The following is a 19,355-nucleotide window of genomic DNA, read 5'->3' as shown; positions in this document are numbered from 1 at the left end:
TTAATGCTAATGATTAGCGCTGAGGTGATGAATGGGCTGGCGCACCTACCCTACGCCATAGTTCCGCCCTTATCTGCGGTACCCGTGCTTGTTAAGGCATACGGCCTGCAATTCACGCTTCAAGTCGCCAATACATTGAAGGTCTCCACATTATTAACGCCTGAATTAAACGCCCTGGTGCAGCTGGTGTCCGTGCAGCCCGGATTACTTTACGGCAGTTTCGTGGTGTTCGCCCTATTTAATGCGTTACTGCTCTACGTCATTTACGCCGCCCTCTCATGGAAGTGGACACCACAAGTACTTAAAGTTGAGGGGCAGTAATTGTGCTGATTATCCTCCTTATTAAAATAATCATTAAACTCCTTACATTTCCTGACACGGCCATTGCAATACCGAAGTAAATGACCAGCGTTATCAATGATACGGCCACCACCTGATACAGTGAAATAATTATGCTTGGGTAAAGTATGAACCTCATCTCGTGCGCGATGATCATTAAGGCAGCTATTGATAATAATGACGGCACTGCATAGTCCAGAATTAACGCCCTACCATTAAGCACGGATTTAAGGTTACCAAGTTTAATAAGTCTAAATCCCAAAGCAGATATGTTGGCAAGTAATGAGGATACCAATGCCCCAGTCACTGCGTAGTACGTAAATTCCAAGTCCTTAAATAGTAGAATTAATGGTATCATTGTTGATAGATAAACAATTGTGAAAACAAGCTCAGCCAAGTGGGTATGTAGGATGAGGCTTCTCAGGTAAACGCCAGGCCTTATCTCACGGGTATCCTGGATATCCCTCTTATCAATGCCCTGCATCACATTACTAATGAATTGATTAACATTACCCAGGACGCTGTTTACCGCGAGGAGTATGACGGGCAGTACCAATGGGTTTATTTCACCCCTTAGGCTTGGCCTAACAAGGTTTATGTAGATGCCGGGGAAGAACGACAGTGCCAATGCCACATACGTGGTTATTAAAAGTAGTATTAGGAAGTCCCTATAGATTATGCTCAACTTGCCCCGCTCAAGAAGCTCTCCATATGTGACATTGATGAACGTGCCGCTGTAACCAAACGGCTTGCTGAGTATGAAGATCACGTACCAAATACCCAACTGGGCATAGCCAAAGATCCCAATGAACATGGCGTCCAGGGACCTGAAGGAATTAATTGCGTAGCCCATTAAAGGCACCCAGGATGCACTAAGGACCTCCTTCAGGTATCTGTGCGTGTCGTAGACATGCACATTATACCTTAGTGAATATATGAAGGCGTATAGCGATGGTATGAATACTATGAAGAATGTTGACCACAAAATGACCTCTATGGTCCATCCAAGGACCATTATCACAGGTATTGCAATGAACTTAGTAATTGATTGAATAATGGACGTCACTACGAACCTACCCCTATCCTTAACCATCAATACGGAGTTAGTTATGGATTGCAGGTATGATGTTATTTCCGAGAGCACAGCTATGGTGAGCACGAGCCAGGCATAGGCCCCATCTTAGACCAAACGCTCACTAGGTAGGCTATGGTTAGGGCAAATGTAATTAGGTAGAAGATTGATGATACATTTATGGCAGCCGCAATGTTCAACCCATTATCCCTAGCCGTCAACCTTGGGTAGGCAAAGTTTATCAGCGCAGTTGGTAGGGTTGAGAAGGCTATTGTGGCATTAAGTAATGATAAAAGGCCAAGACCGGCTGTCGGTATTTTCCTCGTGATGGCAATGTTATATGTAAAGCTACTCAATAGGCTAGTAATGACGCCAAGACCGCCATTGTCCTTACGCTTCTCGCCATTGACGCCGAATCTACGTATTAGTTACTGATTTAAAAATTCCTCACATTGATCTGTGTTACGTTATTTTAATCATAAACCTTTTCTATCACGATAATGACTATTCATTAATGCTAATATTAATACATGGATCGCTGGGGCTTGATTACCTAATTCATAATGTACTATCAAGTGATGATTGGGTAATATCCATGGTATGCCCAGGAAGTAATAACGAGACTGGTATAGACATTGAATTAAGCCCTGGGGTTATCATGAGGATCGCATTAATGTGGAGTAGAATACTTGATTTAAGGGATGATGATTTAAGGCTACTCCTTGATTCACTCACTAATTCGACGAGACTCTACGATGCCGTGAACTACGTGATCGAGACATACATGGACTACAACGCATCAAGGCTTTATTACTTCATGAAATTAATGAGCATGCTTAATGTATGGAGACCAATAGGTAAGGGCTGCATAAATATCCCGTTAATAGAGCCTGTAAAGTCATTGGTGGCAGCCGTTATATTGGCTCATTACGCATCAAATATTATTAAGGGCTCGGCCATACTTGCTACGGACTTCATAGATGAGATTAGGGATTCATTGCAGGAGGTTAGAGGTCTTGGTAATATCTACGTGTTTTCTAACCGCATGCCTCGTGATATTGGTGTGTTTGATGAGTTAATAATTACTTCATTATCAATTCCACAGGAAGTCTTTGGCAGATTAATCAGGGTAAGTGGTGGTTCGGGGTCTGAGGTATTAATGAATAGGCTTGGACTTGGCACCGTGCGTAATAACTTTGAGTTTAGTAGGGAGGCCCTGAATGACGTTGACCTGGAGATTTTAAGGATTGTTAATGAGCTTGGTTTCACGACTATGGCGTCGCTGATCGATATGGTGACCCAATCAGCTGCTGTGGCTAGGAATGACGTTATTAAGGAATTGATTAAGTTATCAAATATGAACTTAGTTAAAATTAGGTACCTGAGCGATGGTAGAGCCATAGTCACACCGACCGTGGCCGGCCTTAAATTATTGATGGCTAAATAAGCCTTATTACCATTAAATATAACCTATTTACTTAATTATTGATGATGAAAACCTATAGAGAAGAATTTATTAATTAGATAAATCCCTGTAAAGCCGATGCCACCCAAGTGGTACTGGCCAATAGACCCAAGTAACGTGCCTAAAATAGTTGTTGAACCACCTGGTCCAAAGGCTCAGGAGATAATAAAGATGGATGAATCATTAATAATGCAGTCCTTTGGCCGGTGGTATCCATTGGTTATTCGGCGGGGTTATGGGCCTGTCGTTGAGGATGTTGATGGCAATCTGTACATCGACTTTAACGCCGGTATTGCTGTTATGAATGTTGGGCATAGCCATCCACGGGTTGTGGAGGCCATTAAGCGGCAGGCCGAGTTATTCACGCACTATAGCATGACGGATTTCTACTATGAATTAATTGTTAAGCATGCATCAATGCTCAGGGAAATAGTGCCAATAAGTGGTGATAAGCGCGTGTTCTACACGAATTCGGGCACCGAGTCAATCGAGGGTGCATGAAGATATCGCGCGGTCACTTCAGGAATCAGAGGCCGTACATAATTGCATTCCTTGGCGCCTTCCATGGTAGGACGTACGGCTCAATGGCATTAACAGCCAGTAAGCCGATTCAGAGGTATGGTTTTAACCCAATGCTGCCCAACGTGATCCACATACCATATCCATACCCATACAGGTGCCCCTTTGGTAAGAACTTGAGTGAGGAGGAGTGTGGCGAGGCTGTTCTTGGTTACCTGGAGGATTGGATATTCGGTAAGATGGTCGACCCTAGCGAGGTTTCGGCAATATTCTTTGAGCCAATACAGGGTGAGGGTGGTTATGTCGTTCCACCAAAGAACTTCTTCCCTGGCCTTAGGAAGATCGCTGATAAGTACGGCATATTGCTTGTCGATGATGAGGTGCAGGCTGGATTTGGCAGGACTGGTAAGTGGTTTGCAATTGAGCATTGGGGCGTCGAGCCGGACATAATAACAATGGCCAAGGCAATAGCCGCTGGGTTGCCACTTGGTGCAATTGTTGGTAGGGCAAACATAATGGATCTACCAAGGGGATCGCACGCGAATACCTTCGGTGGTAATCCAGTAGCCTGGCAGCCGGTGTTGAGGTTATTAACATAATAAATGATGAGGACCTGCTTGTGAATGCCCAGAGAGTTGGTGATTACATTAAGAGGAGGTTTATGGAGGAGATGGATCACGTGGAATTGATTGGTGATGTGCGCGGCCTTGGTCTAATGATCGGCGTTGAACTTGTTAAGAATAGGAAGACGAAGGAGTATGCGACGAAGGAGATAGAGCAAGTGCTTTATGAGTCGTTTAAGAGGGGTGTTGCGGTAATAAGTGCCGGAAAGTCTACGATTAGGATTGCACCACCGCTAAACATAACCATGGAGCTGGCGGAGAAGGCCGTGGATATAATAATTGATGTTATTAAGAAGGTTGATAGAGAACGCGTTAAGTGATCCCTAATTAATTAACGCATCCTTCAAAACCTCCCTCTCCTCCTCCAGGTACCACTCAAGTACGTAGTCATGCCTATCCGCGTAATTCCTCGCATACTCAAAGGCATTTCTCCAGTCATTATCCTCATAAATTATCCTCCAGCCCTCCTCAATTAGTGATAAATCCTCAGACTTACCACTAACCAGGATCCTACCCATCCTCCTGTTTATGAAGACTTTATACCTGCCAGTCATCATATCACGTATACGTGTACAGGTTAAAAAGTCCTATCAGGTTTTTATTTAAAGAGTACACTGAAACTTTCACTGAACTTACGCAGAATTCACGAAACGACTAATGATACCCACGTATTTATAAATATCGTCAGGAAAAATCAATAGGTAAGTAACATCGCCAAGCCTCTCCCTAACCCTGAGAAAGGCATGAAAGACAGCACCACTACTAAGGCCCACAAGCAAGCCCGTACTTCTGGCCACAGTAATAACCCCCTTAACCGCGTCCTCAAGGCTTACATCAACAACCTCATTAACAACCTCACGAACCCACCTAGTGCCAGACTCAAGTCTCTTGATACCAGGTATTGCGCTACCCGCCGCAGGCTCAACACCAACAACGTATACATCACCAAACACATCCCTAAGCCTCCTGGCAATACCGGTTAAATGCCCACCAGTGCCAATACCCGCAATTAACACCCTAGGCACCTTACCAACACTCCTGAATTGCCTAACGATTTCCTCACCAGTAACCTGATAATGACCTCGGGATTATCCACATTCTCAAACTGATTAAGATTAATTGCCCCATTCCTAACGGCCTCCTCACTAACCCAACGCCAAAACTCCTCATCAATCATGTCCCTATCAACCCTAACAACCTCAGCACCTAAGACCTTGAGAAGCACCTCAGTGGTTTCGGGCAAATGCTTCGTGGCGTAAGCCCTGTACCTAAACCCATAAACATTGGCTAAAGCCGCAAGGGAAATCGCCACATTGCCTGAGGAGGCCTCAAAGACGAGGTGACCACTTAAACCATTGTTTAAGTACTTACGTAGCAGGAATTGCACGGTCCTATCCTTAATACTCCTACTAAGTGGATTGAAAAACTCAAGCTTAGCCCAAACATCACCAAAGCGGTCAAGCCTAACAAGGGGCGTCGGGTAGAAGCCATTTATGAAATCAACTACACTAAGAAAAACATTCTTACCATTGCTGCCTGCAAATACCAACACCTGCCATACTAACTGGCAGGAATAACTAGGCCTTAAAAGCATTATTTCGGATTTCATTGTTGAAGAATCGCTGATATGCAGGTTCACAATTGCCGTGTCGCCTATTTAATCCATGGCACTTTCTTTAACAGTAAATTCGTCATTATTTGATGTTTCATTATGAATAATTGAAAGAGAAAGTGCGGATGTACGGAATCCCCGCGGTTCGTCCGTCCGCATTCATTGGGGACCGCCACGGTCCTCTCTGGGACTGTCGCGGTGTTAATGTATTAATTGCCATGTTTATAAGTCTTTGGGTTCCTTACAAAAGAAATTGTTTTAAAGGGGTTATTTGTACGCGGCTTGATGGTTGAGGTCATTGTGAAGGAGATGCCCGAGAGACCTAGGCCAGGTGAGAAGGTGCAATTACCCAATGGCGAGACTATTAGGGTTAGGCATGTTGGCATTCCCTGGCTCCTACCGCCCAAGAAGGTTTGTAACGACCCTGAGTGCCCATGGCATGGACACCTAAGTGTTAGGGGGCAGATCTTCACAGTCGTTGTTGAGAAGGTTCATGGTAGAACCGCAACCGTTGTCCATGAGTGGCTGCATTATGACCCTAAGTATAAGAGGTATGAAAGGAGGAGGAGGAAAATGCATGTTAGGGTTCCTCCGTGCATTGACGTTAAGCCTGGCGACATTGTTTATATTGGTGAGACCAAACCCCTGGCTAAGACCATTAAGCACGTTATAATTGGTAGGAGAGAGGATATTACTGAGGTTAAGTCTCAAGTGCTAAGGCTTGAGCAGCAGCAATAACCCTTTAATAATCCCTTATTCTCATATAATTAATGCTTTACGATGCACATACGCATTTGCACGAGTTTCTGGATAGTAGGATCGCTGAGTTCGTTAAGGAAATTACGATAGCCGCTGTCTCCGATGATTACCCATCTTCGAAGAGGACCATTGATTTATCGAATAATTATGATAATGTCGTGCCGTGCATAGGCATTCACCCATGGAATGTGGATAAGGTTGGGCTTGATGAGTTAAGGCAGGTTGAGAAGCTATTATCTGAGGCTAGGTGTATTGGTGAGGTTGGGCTTGATAGGAGGTTCGTTCCCCAGACCTTCAATAGGCAGGTTGAGTTCTTCCAAGTCTTTGTTAATTGGGCTAGGGATTATGACCTACCACTTAATATTCACGCGCCTGATGCCTGGAGGGATGTTCTTGAGATGGTTAGAAGGGCTGACGTGGACAGGGTTCTATTTCACTGGTATACCGGGCCTCTTAATCTTATTCAGGAGTTGAGAGATTATGCTATTACATATCGATTAATGCCGCCATAAAGATTCAGGAGAAGTCAAGGGCTGTGGCTAAGGAGGCACCACTTGACATGGTACTTCTTGAGAGTGATGGGCCATACGAGTATAGAGGCATCACGCTTGAGCCTCCCATGGTTAAGGATGCCGCGAGAATAGTGGCTGAGATAAAGGGTGTCAGTATTGAGGATTTGTGGGACGTCGTTAGTAATAACTTCTCTAGACTTTTTAATCTGTAATACTTACCCTATTTATTAATTGATACTCTATGTTCGTATCTACGTACATGCAGTATCAATAGTAATAGTTATTAAGACCCAATTAATGGCTTAATCCGTATGGCGGAGAAGACAGGACCCTTCCAGAAGGTCGTTGTTGATCAAGACATATGCATCGGCTGCGGTGCGTGCGTAAGCGTGTGTCCATACCAGGCATTGGAGCTTGATGAGAATGGTAAGGCTAGGCTAATATGGGATCTGTGTAAGGATGACTTTAGCTGCGTGCCTGTTTGCCCAGTGAACTGCATATGGAAGACGAGCGAGGCGCCAGACTCGGCCAAGGGCAAGGCTAACTGGTATAGGTTCAGTAAGGCCTTGAGCGATGCTGAGAAGAAGGAGTTTGAGGATTGGAAGGCTAAGTATAAGATTGCCTGGGCACCTGCGTAATGCAATAACTTCATTTAATTAAATGTTTAAAATCCATGTTTTCTTCATGATAGAAAGATTAAAACAGAGCACTTTCTAAACTGCCTTAATGATAATGGATAAGTTAGATAAGGAAATACTTAGGGAAATTCAGAAAGACGGTAGATTACAATTAAGTAAATTGGCAGAGATCCTTAATAGGCCAAGGACCACAGTAGCCACTAGATTGGCTAGGCTTGAGGGTGAGAAAATAGTTACATCATATAGGCAGTAATAGATCCACTTAAGGTTGGCTTCTCGCTCCTAGCTTCGTACTAATTAGCGTTAGGAGGAGCGCACCAAGTGGCGGTAAGTCGGCCAGGTACTCCTTGTTGAGAAGATCCTGAAGGATAGTGACGAGGACCCGAGACTTCCATGGATTGAGGAGCCTATGTAATAACTGGTCACTATGACCTATTGCTCAAGGTTTGGGCCAAGGACCTCAGGCAGCTTAGTTACTTCCTAATTAATTACCTGCCAACACACCCAGACATTGCACAGACGGAGACCATGCTAGTCCTAGAGCTCGTGTCTGATTGGAGGGATAGGTTATTACCAATTGATAAGGTTCTTCCTGACTAGGAACAATTAACTGGGTTCCTAATGGCATTCAACACCTTAAGTGCTGCTTCCCTTGGCGATTCACTACTGATTATTGACCTACCAACAATCTCAAAGTCAGCACCACTGGCTATTGCGCAGCCGGGCCTACCACCCTGTACGCCAACACCCGGCGATAATAACTGATAATTACCACCAACCATAGACCTAACCTTCCTTATTACGTCTGGTTTCGTTGCAGGCACTATAAAGCCACTAACGCCGATGTTCATACCAAGCGACACATTATAATCAAGGTTCTCATCATATAACTCACCACCTGAACTCATGGAAACGAGCAGGTATACGTCAATATCCAATTTACGTGCCAGGTCTATGGCAGGGGCTAGATTATCCCGACCAGCCACAGCATGCATTATGACACCGTTAATGCCCAACTCATGGGTCCTCCTGACCACATACTCATTAATATGCACAACATCACCAAGCTTAAAATCAGCCAGGAAGTACTTACTAAAATTGCTCGTTAGTTCCCTAATCCCCTGAGGACCAATGGTTAATAATTGGTACCAACCAATCTTAACAGCATCAATAAGATCACCAATTTCATTTAAGAACATGATTGACCTCCTCACATCCCAATCAACATCGAATGCCAGGATAAGCCCTGTGAATCTTCGTATCATTAAGAAATAATTGGAAATTAATTTTATTTAAATCGTTTAGCGTAAATAACTACTTCCTCTCCTCCTTTATTACGCCCATTTCCCTTAGCACTATTTCTAGGTCTTTTGTTGGTATTCCGCTCCACACTGACCAGAAGAAGAGTACTAGGGCAACTATTGCAGCTGTTACTGTGTCCCATGGGAATGGTAGTGGTGGCGACTTCCAAACACTGAATGGCCCTACGAAGTCGAGGATTAATGTCGTGAATAAAACGCCGAGGACCCACCAACCAGCCCTAATGTGCTGCCTACCCTCCTCATTAGACCACATGTGAATCACGTATATGAAGGCCACGGTAACCACAAGCATTATTACGACATATGCCACGAATGGCAGCACATACTTCATGCTGAGTGGTAGTGGGCCTATGGAGTTGTATGGGGTGATTATGTCGTAGTATATTAGGAATATTGTCGAGAGGGCTAGGATAATCCAGTAGATAACGCCGAGAATTGCGGCATTACTCCTCTTAACACCAAACCTATTAACGGCAGTATACACGAAGAATAATGGTAAACCAGCAAGAACAAGTGCCGTGACACCCCACATAGTCGTAAAACCAGACCAATACGGTATTAGGTAAGCAAATATGAAGGCCAACGCACCAAACACGTAGGGTGCGGGTAACCTAAACGGCCTGGGTGCCTCCGGAGCTGTCTTCCTAAGTACGACAAGTGTTGATCCAACCACTACGTATGTTAATACTGTCGTTGAGCTTATGAACGTGATAATATAGACCCACGCTGGGTATGGTATTAGGAATAACGCGCCAACAAGCCAGGCGGCGATTGTCGACCACTTCGGCACCTTCCACCTATTTAGCCTCAGGAACCAGTCAGGTAGGTGGCCATCGGCTGCCATACCATAGAAAGTCCTTGCTGATGTACCTGTGTATATCCAGCCCGTGCCCGATGGCGAGACTATCGCGTCAATTAATAGGACTATGCCAAAGGCCATTAGTATTGGTATTCCGCTTATCTTCATTATCTCATAGAACGGCCCACTACTTAGTACTGTTGATGTTAAGTCCGCCCAATCACCAGGCTTAAGGCTAAGCTTTGACCAATCAACGGCGCCAATAAAGGCAACCTGGAGTAATACGTAAATAGCCATGCATATTAGGAAGCTACTACAGTACCGAGCGGCAAGTCCCTCTGCGGGTTTTTAGCCTCACCGCCATACTCAACGCCCTGCCTAAAGCCTAGGTATGCAAATACTATACCCGTTGTTGGTAGCGCCATGAACACAGGCGCCCAGCCGTAAGGTACGAATCCACCAGGCACCGCCGTGAAGTTCGCGGGATGTAGGAATAGACCAAGTAATAGGCTATCGTGAGTATTGGTATTATTAGTTTCCACCAACCAACGCCAGTATTCGTCTTACCCATAACATGAACACCAAAGTAATTAAGGAGGAAGAAGAAGGTTAGGAATGCAAACGCTACAAGTCCACCCTCAAGGGTTAAAACACCGGTTGGTGTGAGGAGGCCATGCACGTATGAAGACATGTACGTGACCACAGCCTCAGCCTCAGCAGGTGGCACCGTTATTGCGCTTAGGAAGTAAGCCCATGCAAGTATGAATGAGGCGAGACTACCATGACTATACTGCGGATACCTCACTATGGATCCTGATTTCGGTATCATACCACCTAACTCGGCGAATGAGAAGGCGACAAACATTAGGAATATACCGCCGAGTAACCAGGAGATTATAGCGGCAGGGCCTGCTGTTGCCGCTGCATAGAATGAGCCAAATAACCAACCACTACCTATTACCGCACCAATTACTAGGTATGCGATATCAAACACATTCAATGCCTTCCTGAGTTGTTTATCCGTAACCTCAGCCTTCTCAACACCGATCTTTGGACCCGTCTCTGGTGGGTTGGACATAACAAAAAGTTGTATTCTTAATCCATTTATTAATTTTTCCCTTTATATTTATGTTCTACTGGTGTATCATTCATTATATGACTAATGATTTTTTTCATTTTACAAATATATTATTTATAGTATCAATGTGTTCTTACATTCAATTTTATAATCTATTTACAGAATCATTCATCATTAGTTATTTATAAGTCCTCCTGAGATTAAATTATTGAATGCTTGATAAGTGCTGTGTTGAGGTTGGTATTACAACGAGTGGAGCGTCCGTTGGCTTAGTACCAATTCAATTTTATAAGAAGGCAGAGAACCTAGCCTGGAGGAGCAGTTAGTCATTATTCATGATCCATACCTCGAAGATGAATTGTTACTTGGTGTTGTTAGGAATGTGACGAAGCTTGAACCGCTCATTAGGGATAGGGTTAGGTCACCCTTCGTGGATAGGCCTGAGGTCCTTGACCAAACAATACTCATGCCCTTCACGTCAGCCGTGGTTAGGCTTTATGCCGCGCTGAAGCCGAGCACCAAGTCCGTACTCGAGGTTAGGCATGTACCAACGCCAGGCTCTAAGGTTTACGTCATTAAGGATGGTAAATTCCTCAATGATTATGTAAAGTCTAACCTGCCGATTCATGTGGGTAGCCATAAGTACAGTGGTTGGCCCATTAGCCTGGACGCGAGCTTCATTAATCAGCACGTTGGTGTCTTTGGAGCCACTGGCGTGGGTAAGTCAAGGCTCATTAAGGCGTTAGTCGAGGAATTAATTGGGATTGGTAAGCACGTAATAATCTTTGACCACAGTGGTGTGGATTATGCACCGTACTTTAGGGATAAGGTCATTACCTCTAAGGAGATTGCCATCTCGCCACCAACAATAGCCTCCGTAATTGCTGAGAAGGCAAGACTAAATTGGCAGACCTTCGGCGAGTACCTGGAGGTCGCGTAATAACATACGTGAGTAATGACAAGAAGATGAGGAAACAGCAGTCAGTTCAATTAATTGATTCACAACAAGGCACTCAAACGAATCAAGTGATTAGGTGGGATAAGGCGTTGTTTACGAAACACCTCGTGGATAGTATGAGGGGGTTGGGCGCCAGGGACTCAACGGTTGAGAAGGCCAGGCTCTTCATTGACTACTTCATAGAGAATGAGTTCTTTAACGAACTTAATAAGAGAACCCTATCACCCATGGATATCGTGAATAAGGCATTGGAGTCAAACCTCGTGGTCATCGACCTAAGTCTCGACCCAGAGCTTGTTGTTAAGCAGGCAATAGTTGCTGACGTCATAGACGCAGCCTGGAGGCTGGTCAAGAATGGCAAGTCGCCACTTGACCTGGTCTTTGTGATTGATGAGGCCCAGAACTACGTGCCTGAGAGTGAGTGGACGATTTGCGGCGATGTCATTGAGACCACGGCTAGGGAGGGCCGTAAGTGGGGCCTATCGCTCATAATCGCCAGCCAGAGGATTGCCAGGGATGTTAGGGCTAGTGTCAGGGCTAACCTTGGCACGGTATTCTTCAGCAGGTTGAGCGCCCAGGGCGATCTAAGGGAGATAGCCGCATACATGGACCTGGCGGATGTGAGCGATGCAACACTGGCTCAACTGGGTACTAGGGAATTCTTCGTGGCAGGATTAATGAACCCACTGAGAAAGCCAATACTAATTAGGGTGAGGGATGCCTAACAATCAATTCCCCGCTTACGTAGCTCCTCCACAATCTTAATACCGAGCCTGGCAACCTCCCTATACTCCCTATTACCTATTATTCTACGGATCACGTTGGTGTCGATTATGCCGTACTGGTGAACCACGATATTCCTAAACCTAACGACAGACCTATACCTACTAAACTCCTCATTACTAAGCAATCCGGCGCTCACCAACTTATTGCCGGCGTCTATGTAGCCCTCAACCTCAAAGCCCATGGCCGATGCGCTTAACGGCTATATCAATGAGGGATTGGGCTTGAACCTGTAGCAGGTACACGGCGGAGAAGTACCTATATACGTCCTCCAGGTCATTAACGCCTAGATTATCCAGTAAGGATGTGTAATGAAGAAGGAGCTTCAATAAGCGCTCTATTGCGCCCATTTTTTGATCACCGCATTTATCTGAGTCCTCAGCAGGTCAAGTTTCTTAGCATCAATCATAAAGTCAAAACAGGGTGCTAAAACCCTCAACTTAATGTCGAGGTACTCATCAAGGTCTCTGTAGTAAATTACCCTACCCCTACCCAACGCATCTATTATTAATGAGCAGGGTAGGTACTCATAGTTATTAAGAACCACTAAATCCACGTCCTCATCACGTACATGGAGAAACCTAGCCAACGCGTACTGAAGGTCGAGGTCCCTATTAACATCAGTCAACCAAACGGCGACATCCCAATCACCCTTAACCACCTTGCCCCACACCCTAGAGCCGAATAGTATCGCGAAGACCACGCCATAATCACTCCACGGAAATAGTCTCAAATCGCCAACACCCATACTTAATTCCTTAATTAATCAGCCCTTACTTATACTTATTATTGCATAGCCCAACTGAATATCAGTGCTATTCCAGGTACATGATTGGGATTGGCTTGGTAGCCCTTGATATATCCATGATGGGCTGGCTAGAGTTACCTGCTGCCCTTCCCTGCAATTATATGCAATAATTGCGTATGGCTGTGCTGATGAGTAAAGTAGGGTTGTTGCTTTCATTACTCTCGTCACAGGACCTAGGCTTGCTGTCACGGTTATGTTGGCCATAAGTTCCAACACGCCACTTTCATTCTTTGGATATAGCGTTATGTTGTAGTTTATGGCTAGTCCCTGGGTCGAGAAGGACGACGTGGGCAATAAGAACGTAAAGTTAAAGCCCCCGGCAACATCGCTGAAGGACGCTATTGAGACTGCAGTCTCCATCTCATGCTTAAGCGCTGACGTTATCAGCGAGGTTATGTAATTAGCAGTGTTTAGTAGGTTCATGGATATGTAGTAATTCATATACCAGGTAAAGGCTATCACAAGCGCCATTAGAGCCACCGTCATTATTATGAAGGCCAGCGTATCCATAACCATCACCCGAAGCCAACACCTATCTGAACTATGGTGACGTACACGGTATTACCCACCACAACAGCGCTCGAGCTTACGGGCTTGGCATAATTACCGAAGTGACAAACCTCACTAATCCTCAATATACCGCCGTTACTAAGAACTATTGACTGAGACTAATGTTCTGAATGCTAATGATCAACTTGTTCCTACCCTGATTGCTAACCAGGTTAAGCACGGGTATGTACACATACCCAATCCCACCAGGTCCAGTACCGTTTATAGCCATAACCCTAGGAACCATGACCAAGTAAGTGCCATAGTTAATGCCATTGAGGTTACCATAACCAAACTGTAGAACGGCCATTGACGTACCCAGCAACACACGTGTTTGGTAACTAACAATTAAGGATAAGTCGTTTAATGATGATGTGGGTACTCCATTGATTGTCGAACCCCTCCATACATTACTAAAGCTGGGTGGTAATGAAAAGTAGGTGGGCGGTACACCGTATACTAATCCACCGGTTGTCTCATTAATAATGTTATTATTCGATGCCGTATTAACGGATATAACGCACAGCGTATTCATAAAGTTGTAAGTTCCGTAATTAGTATTCGGTAATTGATACGTGAGTACAGCACCTGGCATGAACATGAACGTATCAATGTCATCAGCGACATTCGTTAGAATGATGCAACATACTCAATGGATGATTGGGAAACCTCATTACTAAATCGCACCATGGAGAAAACCATGAATATGCGCTCACAACCATTATCACGGTAATTAGAATAACCGTGCTCAGTACATCGCTCTGTCCAGCCCTCCATTTCGTATTGACGGGCCTACTTATCATTCAATCACCCATAATACACATATATGTATACTGGGAGTATTTCAATTTTTCCATCAAGCTTAATACCGCCATTCACTATCTCATTATCAACACCACACGTGTAATTAATGATGTACGTCCTAGGGCTATTATAATTATAATTAACTGGAATTGGGTACGTCACATTAAACACAAGCAGATTACTAAGATTGGGCTTAAAACGACCGACCAAAATAGGCACCAACAACTCATACTGGCCGTCACCCATGGTGAATACCGCCACCCTAGGATACAATGCAATGAATTCGCCATAGTGCATCCCTGAAACCGTGGCTGCGCCATAAAGCACCACATTGAATAAATTACTGGATTCATTAACCACTATCAGGTTCCTACTCCCCAAAAGCACATTAATATAACCGCTGGGCATTGAGCCATAGCCCGACGGCACACCAAATATAACACCCCCGCTGCTATAGACAATAGTTCCATTGATTGTTAGGCTACAGAATGAAGGCGCCACGTTGTAAGTACCATAATTAGTCATGAAGACTGGGTAACCGAGTACGCCTGAGGGTATTGGACTAGACAACGCGCTATCTAGGTCAGTGGCTATGTTGTCAAATAGGGTCTCGACCTGCGAAATAGACACACTTGCCGATGCCCTACCAAAGTTAATACCAACAATTATGTAGAATATAAGACCCAGCGTAATCACCACACCCATCATAATGACCACACTAATAATCTCGCTCAAACCCCTACCCATTGCCCATCACCCACCAGTCACGCTCATTAATCCAAGGTAAACCAAGTAATAAGTACCATTGGGCAATTGAATAATGCGTAAGCCGACGCCGTGGGCGCAAAAGCACCGAGGAAGAACCTCTCCCTATACTGCAGAGGCACCACGTTGTACCTATTAAGTAATTCGAAGTTGTAGGAAGTCGTGATGGGCATGTAGTAAGACGTTGTCGGTGTAGGAGTTATCCATAGGTCATAGATTATGGTCGTGGCATTATAGACATAGTAAACTCCGTTATTCGGATTTTGTGGAGTGCTTTGTTGTATTAACAGGTTGCTGGGTACCATTGTCAGGCTTACGCTAGTTATGTTTGGATCTGTAGTTAATTGGGTACAATTAAGTCCGTTATTACTTGTTAAGTTGTAAAAGTATGACTGGGATACACCACTCATTGTGACTAGGTCATATATGGACGCATTCATATCTACTCCGCATTTCGCAGGATTTAGTGACAGTGATAATGTGAGTAGGTATACGTAGTAATAACTGGGTAATTTCGTGGTATTAATATTGCCATTGACACTTAAGGTCAAGTATTCATGGGTATTTCCATAGGTCTCGATTACGTCCACATTCCCAATACTTATTGGGAATGATGCTCCCGCCATTGTCCCTGAATAATCGTTAATGCATGTACCGTTAATAAAGCAGACATTTAACTCAACCTCAACATTGCCGAAGCCAAAGGTAAAGTTAGTACCTGGTATTGACGTTAATAATTGACCAATTAGGTAGGCATTAATTCCGACCACGTTATTGTTGCTAATACCTGCTGGCACTGGTAAGGTGCAGGACGCCGTTGTTGGCGAATTTAAGCTTTGACCAGAGGCGGTTCCACCACTCGTTTTTATCTTAACTAGGTAATTAGTACCGCTGTACATGCCATTACTACTCGAGTAACACTGAGATAGCGATTGCTGCGTGTAGTAGTTTATGAACTGCGGCTCATTGTTATATGGGGCATTGAATGAGGAATACATGATATTGCTGACGCCACCGATTGGGTAGCAATATGGGTATTGACAATAAGAATTACTTAGCACATTGAAGGGGGTACTCCCGTTAGACACGAGCATGTAAACATTGCCGGTGGCATTAAGCCAAACCACAGCAACGCCAGTGCGTGGGTCGAAGTATTCAAGCCACCAACTGAGCATCCTAACATTACCGCTTTCAAGGCATTGCGTTATGTTCGTCTCAAGTGGATTCTTGCACTGTATAAAGGCCACGTTTGATAATGGCACACTGGTGTTTATTGAATAACTACTGCCAAGTAAGGAGTTTATTGCGTATATGTTTAGTGAGAGCATTGACGCACTCGTACTGGTCACAAATATTGGCATGCCCAACGGAGGCGCATAGTAAATACTCGGTATTATACTCAGTGGTACCAGTACGTATCTTCCACGATTCACAATAGATGTTAAGACCACAATTTCTCTATATGGAACCACGGCAATATACCAATCATACTGAGGACCGACAATCGTATTGAGCAGTGAACGTATGGCGCTCCAGTTACCGTGTTGTACGTAGTACGTGAATTGCGGATTATTTATTGCCGTTAGTAATACGTCGTATGCATACCATTCGGTATTCGTCTGCACCTGGCTCCTTAGGGTCGTTGTTGGTGAGTTGAAGATTATTGGCAATAACGCAGCTAACATGAGCACGATTATCGTAGCCGCAATCGCCTCGATGATCCTTGCCTGACCGCGATTAAACCTATTGGCTGGCTTTGTCATAATCACCACCATGGCGGATATTGTTGCTGGCAGGATGGTAACTGCAGGCTCGGTGTATAACCAACGTATTGAAGCTGCCCATTTGCGTATATATAATATAAATTATAATTAGCATATGTATTACCGCTCTGAGATGTTCCCTGACAATTTAGTATTGTGTAGTTGAAGTATGTGTAGGGTAGTGTTTGGTTGGGGAAGTGCTCGTACTCAGTTACCCAGTTATAGAGCCCGCTTGGGTAATTAGCCGTATTGCCATAACCGGTTATGCTTGTTTGTGCCGGTGGAACTACCTGGCTTATTACCGTGTAGCCTGTGGCTAGGTTATACAGGGTCTCGTTGAATGTGAATATTGACATTACGTGCATTGGTAACGCATTATTGACCTTGAGTATGTTTAATGTCGATATTGGTATTACTGGACCTATTACTGCATATTCATATCCATTAATTATATTCGTTATATACAAGCCCGTACTCGAACCGTATATCGATAGTAATGTGGGTACGCCAAGGTTTATGAAGTAAGTATTAATAATTAACTCGTTGCTTGTCTTATTAAGTACATAAGCCATGTATGGCACGAGGGATGTAGCCGAGTAACCTCGCGGGATCATGGAGTTTTGCGGGCGTGACCAGGGGTTTAGTGCAAGTATTATGTTGCTGTAATTAACGAGTATTAGGTACTGGGTTGTTGGGTAACCCGTGGGCGGCCAGGGCATTTGTACGTTGAATACTATTGTGTTGCTCGTTATGTTACATACAGTGTAGTTAATGCTGAAGCTTTTCGCTCCCAATGTGGGTGTTACGGCTAGTCCGCTGAGTGTTGCGCCTAGTGCCGGGTTGTTATTTATGGATACCTCTATTGGTATGTTTGTGGGCAGGTTGTAGCTGTTGAGGTACTTTACTGAGGCGTTTATTACCGCGGCGTTATTAAGTATTAATGCTACCCAGGAGCCACATACACATTATAGTTGGAGTCATAACCACTTAACATATATGCATTATTGCCAAATATTGTGTTTGATATTAAGTGGAAGTTGGGTAAATAAATAGATATAGGTTCTTGAGGTTGACCATTGACATAGATTGAGGCTGTTCCGATGGTGCTTCCGCTAAATAAGTTTATCGGTTCTTTTGGCGTTATTATAACTGTCACATTTATTATGGTTGAACTCGATGTATAGCTGACTGTGCATATATTATTGCTGGATTGTGAAGTTAGTGGTGTAATACAGATGGTGTAACCATTATTACCTGTACCGCTGGTTGGTGGTGTTGGTGTTAGGAAGTTTATGCCCACTAGGTAGTTGTTTGGTGATTGGGTTACGTTGAAGGTTGCGGATATTACGAAACCGCTTTGCCCCATGAGTTCATCGACCGGGTACGTGAACACCAGCGGGTATGTGCCGGATGAGACCACCCAACCAACGCCTTCTTGCCAATACTCCTGGCTTGGATATGCCCTGTAATAAGGCGCCCATAGTGAGTTGGCTTGCCCGGTGGAGTATATTCCGGGTCCGGTGCATGTGTAGGTGTTTGTTTTGAAGTTGAATATGCACTCTAGTGTTGTGTTGTAGGTCATTGTGTTTGGGCTTATGTTGCATGCGCTATTTAGTGCTATTGATGCTGTTAGGTTTATGGTATAGTTTAGGGTTAGGTGTTGTATTCCTAGGCTTGGCAGGTCGTAGGTCTGTTGTGCGCTTGCCAGTATTAGTGATTTATTGCCTCCTGAGTACACGTACTTAATGCCGGGTATGCCGAGTGCTCCGTAGAATCCGGTTATTGCCGCTATACGTGCGTTTAGGTTGTTCTCTGGTACTATTAGTCCTGTTGGTGTGTATATGCTGCTTATCATCAGCTTTAGTTGGGTCTCGATCACGTTGGAGAGCGAGTAGGATACCGGCATGGAGGTCAGTGCGTGTAGGTATAGGGTTATCCCCTCATTCATTAGGAATTGACTGTAGTTTATGGCATAGCCAGTGACCACGGCATTCATCACCTGTATTAACTGTTCAACGATTACCTGCGGGTCGTACTTAAGGGCGTAGTACACGCTCCTTTGGTATATGTATGCCGGGGTCATGGTGAATTCCCTGTAGATGAGGGCTATGACGAGTATGAGGAGGACCAGCAATATGGCGATTATTAGGAGCCCCTGACCCCCCTTACTTATGCTAGCCATGCTTT

The 19,355-nt window shown here is 44.5% G+C and carries 21 protein-coding genes and 4 pseudogenes; 9 read left to right on the top strand and 16 right to left on the bottom strand.

Going from position 1 to position 19,355, the window contains the following annotated elements; genetic code table 11:
• The first annotated feature begins 9 nt into the window (after positions 1–9).
• On the top strand, positions 10–321 hold the full coding sequence (locus tag JCM16161_RS17485) for a hypothetical protein (RefSeq protein ID WP_243671104.1): 312 nt from the start codon (positions 10–12) through the stop codon (positions 319–321).
• Here JCM16161_RS17485 and JCM16161_RS09050 read toward each other — a convergent pair.
• Together JCM16161_RS09050 and JCM16161_RS17480 are read right to left on the bottom strand one after the other, a co-directional pair.
• Positions 302–1,498, bottom strand: coding sequence for a hypothetical protein (locus JCM16161_RS09050; RefSeq protein WP_243671102.1), 1,197 nt, complete (start codon positions 1,496–1,498; stop codon positions 302–304). The two genes, JCM16161_RS17485 and JCM16161_RS09050, sit on opposite strands and share 20 nt — an antisense overlap.
• Positions 1,486–1,767 carry a hypothetical protein gene (locus JCM16161_RS17480; RefSeq protein WP_243671100.1) on the bottom strand — a complete coding sequence of 94 codons (282 nt, stop codon included), beginning with the start codon at positions 1,765–1,767 and terminating at the stop codon, positions 1,486–1,488. The genes JCM16161_RS09050 and JCM16161_RS17480 overlap by 13 nt, the downstream gene beginning before the upstream one ends.
• Before the next feature lie 158 nt (positions 1,768–1,925).
• On the opposite strand from JCM16161_RS17480, the gene JCM16161_RS09045 reads away from it, so the two are divergent.
• Both JCM16161_RS09045 and JCM16161_RS09040 read left to right on the top strand, forming a co-directional pair.
• A complete protein-coding gene (locus JCM16161_RS09045; RefSeq protein WP_054855641.1) occupies positions 1,926–2,858 on the top strand; it encodes a hypothetical protein in 933 nt (310 codons plus the stop codon).
• A 96-nt stretch (positions 2,859–2,954) separates the two neighbouring features.
• Positions 2,955–4,338, top strand: a pseudogene (locus tag JCM16161_RS09040) (acetyl ornithine aminotransferase family protein).
• 3 nt (positions 4,339–4,341) lie between these two features.
• Here the strand turns inward: JCM16161_RS09040 and JCM16161_RS09035 are convergent.
• Both JCM16161_RS09035 and JCM16161_RS09030 read right to left on the bottom strand, forming a co-directional pair.
• Positions 4,342–4,575 carry a hypothetical protein gene (locus JCM16161_RS09035; RefSeq protein ID WP_054855640.1) on the bottom strand — a complete coding sequence of 78 codons (234 nt, stop codon included), beginning with the start codon at positions 4,573–4,575 and terminating at the stop codon, positions 4,342–4,344.
• 75 nt (positions 4,576–4,650) lie between these two features.
• A pseudogene (locus tag JCM16161_RS09030) lies at positions 4,651–5,612 on the bottom strand (pyridoxal-phosphate dependent enzyme).
• Positions 5,613–5,915: 303 nt separating this feature from the next.
• Here JCM16161_RS09030 and JCM16161_RS09025 point away from each other — a divergent pair.
• The 5 genes and pseudogenes from JCM16161_RS09025 (at position 5,916) to JCM16161_RS17470 (ending at position 8,139) form a co-directional block, all read left to right on the top strand.
• Positions 5,916–6,368 carry a 30S ribosomal protein S17 gene (locus JCM16161_RS09025; RefSeq protein WP_243671098.1) on the top strand — a complete coding sequence of 151 codons (453 nt, stop codon included), beginning with the start codon at positions 5,916–5,918 and terminating at the stop codon, positions 6,366–6,368.
• 32 nt (positions 6,369–6,400) lie between these two features.
• Positions 6,401–7,113, top strand: a pseudogene (locus JCM16161_RS09020) (TatD family hydrolase).
• 99 nt (positions 7,114–7,212) lie between these two features.
• The gene (locus tag JCM16161_RS09015; RefSeq protein ID WP_054855639.1) at positions 7,213–7,539 is read left to right on the top strand and encodes a 4Fe-4S binding protein; all 327 of its coding nucleotides are present in this window, start codon (positions 7,213–7,215) and stop codon (positions 7,537–7,539) included.
• Positions 7,540–7,633: 94 nt separating this feature from the next.
• Positions 7,634–7,792 (top strand): winged helix-turn-helix transcriptional regulator, encoded by a 159-nt coding sequence (locus JCM16161_RS17475; RefSeq protein ID WP_243671095.1) that lies wholly within the window; start codon positions 7,634–7,636, stop codon positions 7,790–7,792.
• 182 nt (positions 7,793–7,974) lie between these two features.
• Positions 7,975–8,139 (top strand): Lrp/AsnC ligand binding domain-containing protein, encoded by a 165-nt coding sequence (locus JCM16161_RS17470; RefSeq protein WP_243671093.1) that lies wholly within the window; start codon positions 7,975–7,977, stop codon positions 8,137–8,139.
• Here the strand turns inward: JCM16161_RS17470 and JCM16161_RS09005 are convergent.
• The 3 genes from JCM16161_RS09005 to JCM16161_RS17460 all read right to left on the bottom strand — a co-directional run bounded on the left by JCM16161_RS09005 (position 8,136) and on the right by JCM16161_RS17460 (position 10,738).
• Entirely contained in the window at positions 8,136–8,804 is a 669-nt protein-coding gene (locus JCM16161_RS09005) for an orotidine 5'-phosphate decarboxylase (RefSeq protein ID WP_054855638.1), read from the bottom strand. The two genes, JCM16161_RS17470 and JCM16161_RS09005, sit on opposite strands and share 4 nt — an antisense overlap.
• A 49-nt stretch (positions 8,805–8,853) precedes the next feature.
• Positions 8,854–9,957 (bottom strand): hypothetical protein, encoded by a 1,104-nt coding sequence (locus JCM16161_RS17465; RefSeq protein WP_243671091.1) that lies wholly within the window; start codon positions 9,955–9,957, stop codon positions 8,854–8,856.
• Between the two features lie 103 nt (positions 9,958–10,060).
• Positions 10,061–10,738: an APC family permease gene (locus JCM16161_RS17460; RefSeq protein ID WP_243671089.1), complete on the bottom strand. Its 678-nt coding sequence runs from the start codon at positions 10,736–10,738 to the stop codon at positions 10,061–10,063.
• A 212-nt stretch (positions 10,739–10,950) separates the two neighbouring features.
• On the opposite strand from JCM16161_RS17460, the pseudogene JCM16161_RS08995 reads away from it, so the two are divergent.
• A pseudogene (locus JCM16161_RS08995) lies at positions 10,951–12,421 on the top strand (ATP-binding protein).
• Here the strand turns inward: JCM16161_RS08995 and JCM16161_RS17455 are convergent.
• The 9 genes from JCM16161_RS17455 to JCM16161_RS08955 all read right to left on the bottom strand — a co-directional run bounded on the left by JCM16161_RS17455 (position 12,418) and on the right by JCM16161_RS08955 (position 19,350).
• Positions 12,418–12,663: a DUF86 domain-containing protein gene (locus JCM16161_RS17455; RefSeq protein ID WP_243671087.1), complete on the bottom strand. Its 246-nt coding sequence runs from the start codon at positions 12,661–12,663 to the stop codon at positions 12,418–12,420. The pseudogene JCM16161_RS08995 and the gene JCM16161_RS17455 sit on opposite strands and share 4 nt — an antisense overlap.
• Complete coding sequence (locus tag JCM16161_RS17450; protein WP_243671084.1) at positions 12,653–12,829, bottom strand: hypothetical protein; 177 nt, start codon at positions 12,827–12,829, stop codon at positions 12,653–12,655. The genes JCM16161_RS17455 and JCM16161_RS17450 overlap by 11 nt, the downstream gene beginning before the upstream one ends.
• Entirely contained in the window at positions 12,817–13,227 is a 411-nt protein-coding gene (locus tag JCM16161_RS08985) for a nucleotidyltransferase domain-containing protein (protein ID WP_054855637.1), read from the bottom strand. The genes JCM16161_RS17450 and JCM16161_RS08985 overlap by 13 nt, the downstream gene beginning before the upstream one ends.
• Positions 13,228–13,245: 18 nt before the next feature.
• Positions 13,246–13,803, bottom strand: coding sequence for a hypothetical protein (locus tag JCM16161_RS08980; RefSeq protein WP_054855636.1), 558 nt, complete (start codon positions 13,801–13,803; stop codon positions 13,246–13,248).
• Positions 13,804–13,942: 139 nt separating this feature from the next.
• Complete coding sequence (locus JCM16161_RS08975; RefSeq protein ID WP_054855635.1) at positions 13,943–14,437, bottom strand: hypothetical protein; 495 nt, start codon at positions 14,435–14,437, stop codon at positions 13,943–13,945.
• A gap of 206 nt (positions 14,438–14,643) precedes the next feature.
• Positions 14,644–15,387: a hypothetical protein gene (locus tag JCM16161_RS08970; RefSeq protein WP_054855634.1), complete on the bottom strand. Its 744-nt coding sequence runs from the start codon at positions 15,385–15,387 to the stop codon at positions 14,644–14,646.
• Positions 15,388–15,413: 26 nt separating this feature from the next.
• Positions 15,414–17,168 carry a hypothetical protein gene (locus tag JCM16161_RS08965; protein ID WP_243671082.1) on the bottom strand — a complete coding sequence of 585 codons (1,755 nt, stop codon included), beginning with the start codon at positions 17,166–17,168 and terminating at the stop codon, positions 15,414–15,416.
• A 2-nt stretch (positions 17,169–17,170) separates the two neighbouring features.
• Entirely contained in the window at positions 17,171–17,962 is a 792-nt protein-coding gene (locus tag JCM16161_RS08960) for a hypothetical protein (protein ID WP_243671080.1), read from the bottom strand.
• Between the two features lie 149 nt (positions 17,963–18,111).
• Positions 18,112–19,350, bottom strand: coding sequence for a hypothetical protein (locus JCM16161_RS08955; protein WP_054855631.1), 1,239 nt, complete (start codon positions 19,348–19,350; stop codon positions 18,112–18,114).
• Positions 19,351–19,355: the final 5 nt, after the last annotated feature.

This window comes from Vulcanisaeta sp. JCM 16161 (assembly GCF_001316285.1).
This window is presented reverse-complemented; position numbering and strand designations above follow the sequence as displayed.

What these genes read in the sequence shown, in the direction of transcription:
- JCM16161_RS08985 (WP_054855637.1), bottom strand. Translation starts at nt 13,227, where the DNA reads ATGGGTGTTGGCGATTTGAGACTATTTCCGTGGAGTGATTATGGCGTG.
- JCM16161_RS09045 (WP_054855641.1), top strand. Translation starts at nt 1,926, where the DNA reads ATGCTAATATTAATACATGGATCGCTGGGGCTTGATTACCTAATTCAT.
- JCM16161_RS08970 (WP_054855634.1), bottom strand. Translation starts at nt 15,387, where the DNA reads ATGGGTAGGGGTTTGAGCGAGATTATTAGTGTGGTCATTATGATGGGT.
- JCM16161_RS09015 (WP_054855639.1), top strand. Translation starts at nt 7,213, where the DNA reads ATGGCGGAGAAGACAGGACCCTTCCAGAAGGTCGTTGTTGATCAAGAC.
- JCM16161_RS09035 (WP_054855640.1), bottom strand. Translation starts at nt 4,575, where the DNA reads ATGATGACTGGCAGGTATAAAGTCTTCATAAACAGGAGGATGGGTAGG.
- JCM16161_RS09025 (WP_243671098.1), top strand. Translation starts at nt 5,916, where the DNA reads ATGGTTGAGGTCATTGTGAAGGAGATGCCCGAGAGACCTAGGCCAGGT.
- JCM16161_RS17455 (WP_243671087.1), bottom strand. Translation starts at nt 12,663, where the DNA reads ATGGGCTTTGAGGTTGAGGGCTACATAGACGCCGGCAATAAGTTGGTG.
- JCM16161_RS09005 (WP_054855638.1), bottom strand. Translation starts at nt 8,804, where the DNA reads ATGATACGAAGATTCACAGGGCTTATCCTGGCATTCGATGTTGATTGG.
- JCM16161_RS08980 (WP_054855636.1), bottom strand. Translation starts at nt 13,803, where the DNA reads ATGGTTATGGATACGCTGGCCTTCATAATAATGACGGTGGCTCTAATG.
- JCM16161_RS17485 (WP_243671104.1), top strand. Translation starts at nt 10, where the DNA reads ATGATTAGCGCTGAGGTGATGAATGGGCTGGCGCACCTACCCTACGCC.
- JCM16161_RS08975 (WP_054855635.1), bottom strand. Translation starts at nt 14,437, where the DNA reads ATGTTCATGCCAGGTGCTGTACTCACGTATCAATTACCGAATACTAAT.
- JCM16161_RS17460 (WP_243671089.1), bottom strand. Translation starts at nt 10,738, where the DNA reads ATGTCCAACCCACCAGAGACGGGTCCAAAGATCGGTGTTGAGAAGGCT.
- JCM16161_RS17465 (WP_243671091.1), bottom strand. Translation starts at nt 9,957, where the DNA reads ATGGCTATTTACGTATTACTCCAGGTTGCCTTTATTGGCGCCGTTGAT.
- JCM16161_RS08965 (WP_243671082.1), bottom strand. Translation starts at nt 17,168, where the DNA reads ATGACAAAGCCAGCCAATAGGTTTAATCGCGGTCAGGCAAGGATCATC.
- JCM16161_RS08955 (WP_054855631.1), bottom strand. Translation starts at nt 19,350, where the DNA reads ATGGCTAGCATAAGTAAGGGGGGTCAGGGGCTCCTAATAATCGCCATA.
- JCM16161_RS17475 (WP_243671095.1), top strand. Translation starts at nt 7,634, where the DNA reads ATGGATAAGTTAGATAAGGAAATACTTAGGGAAATTCAGAAAGACGGT.
- JCM16161_RS17450 (WP_243671084.1), bottom strand. Translation starts at nt 12,829, where the DNA reads ATGGGCGCAATAGAGCGCTTATTGAAGCTCCTTCTTCATTACACATCC.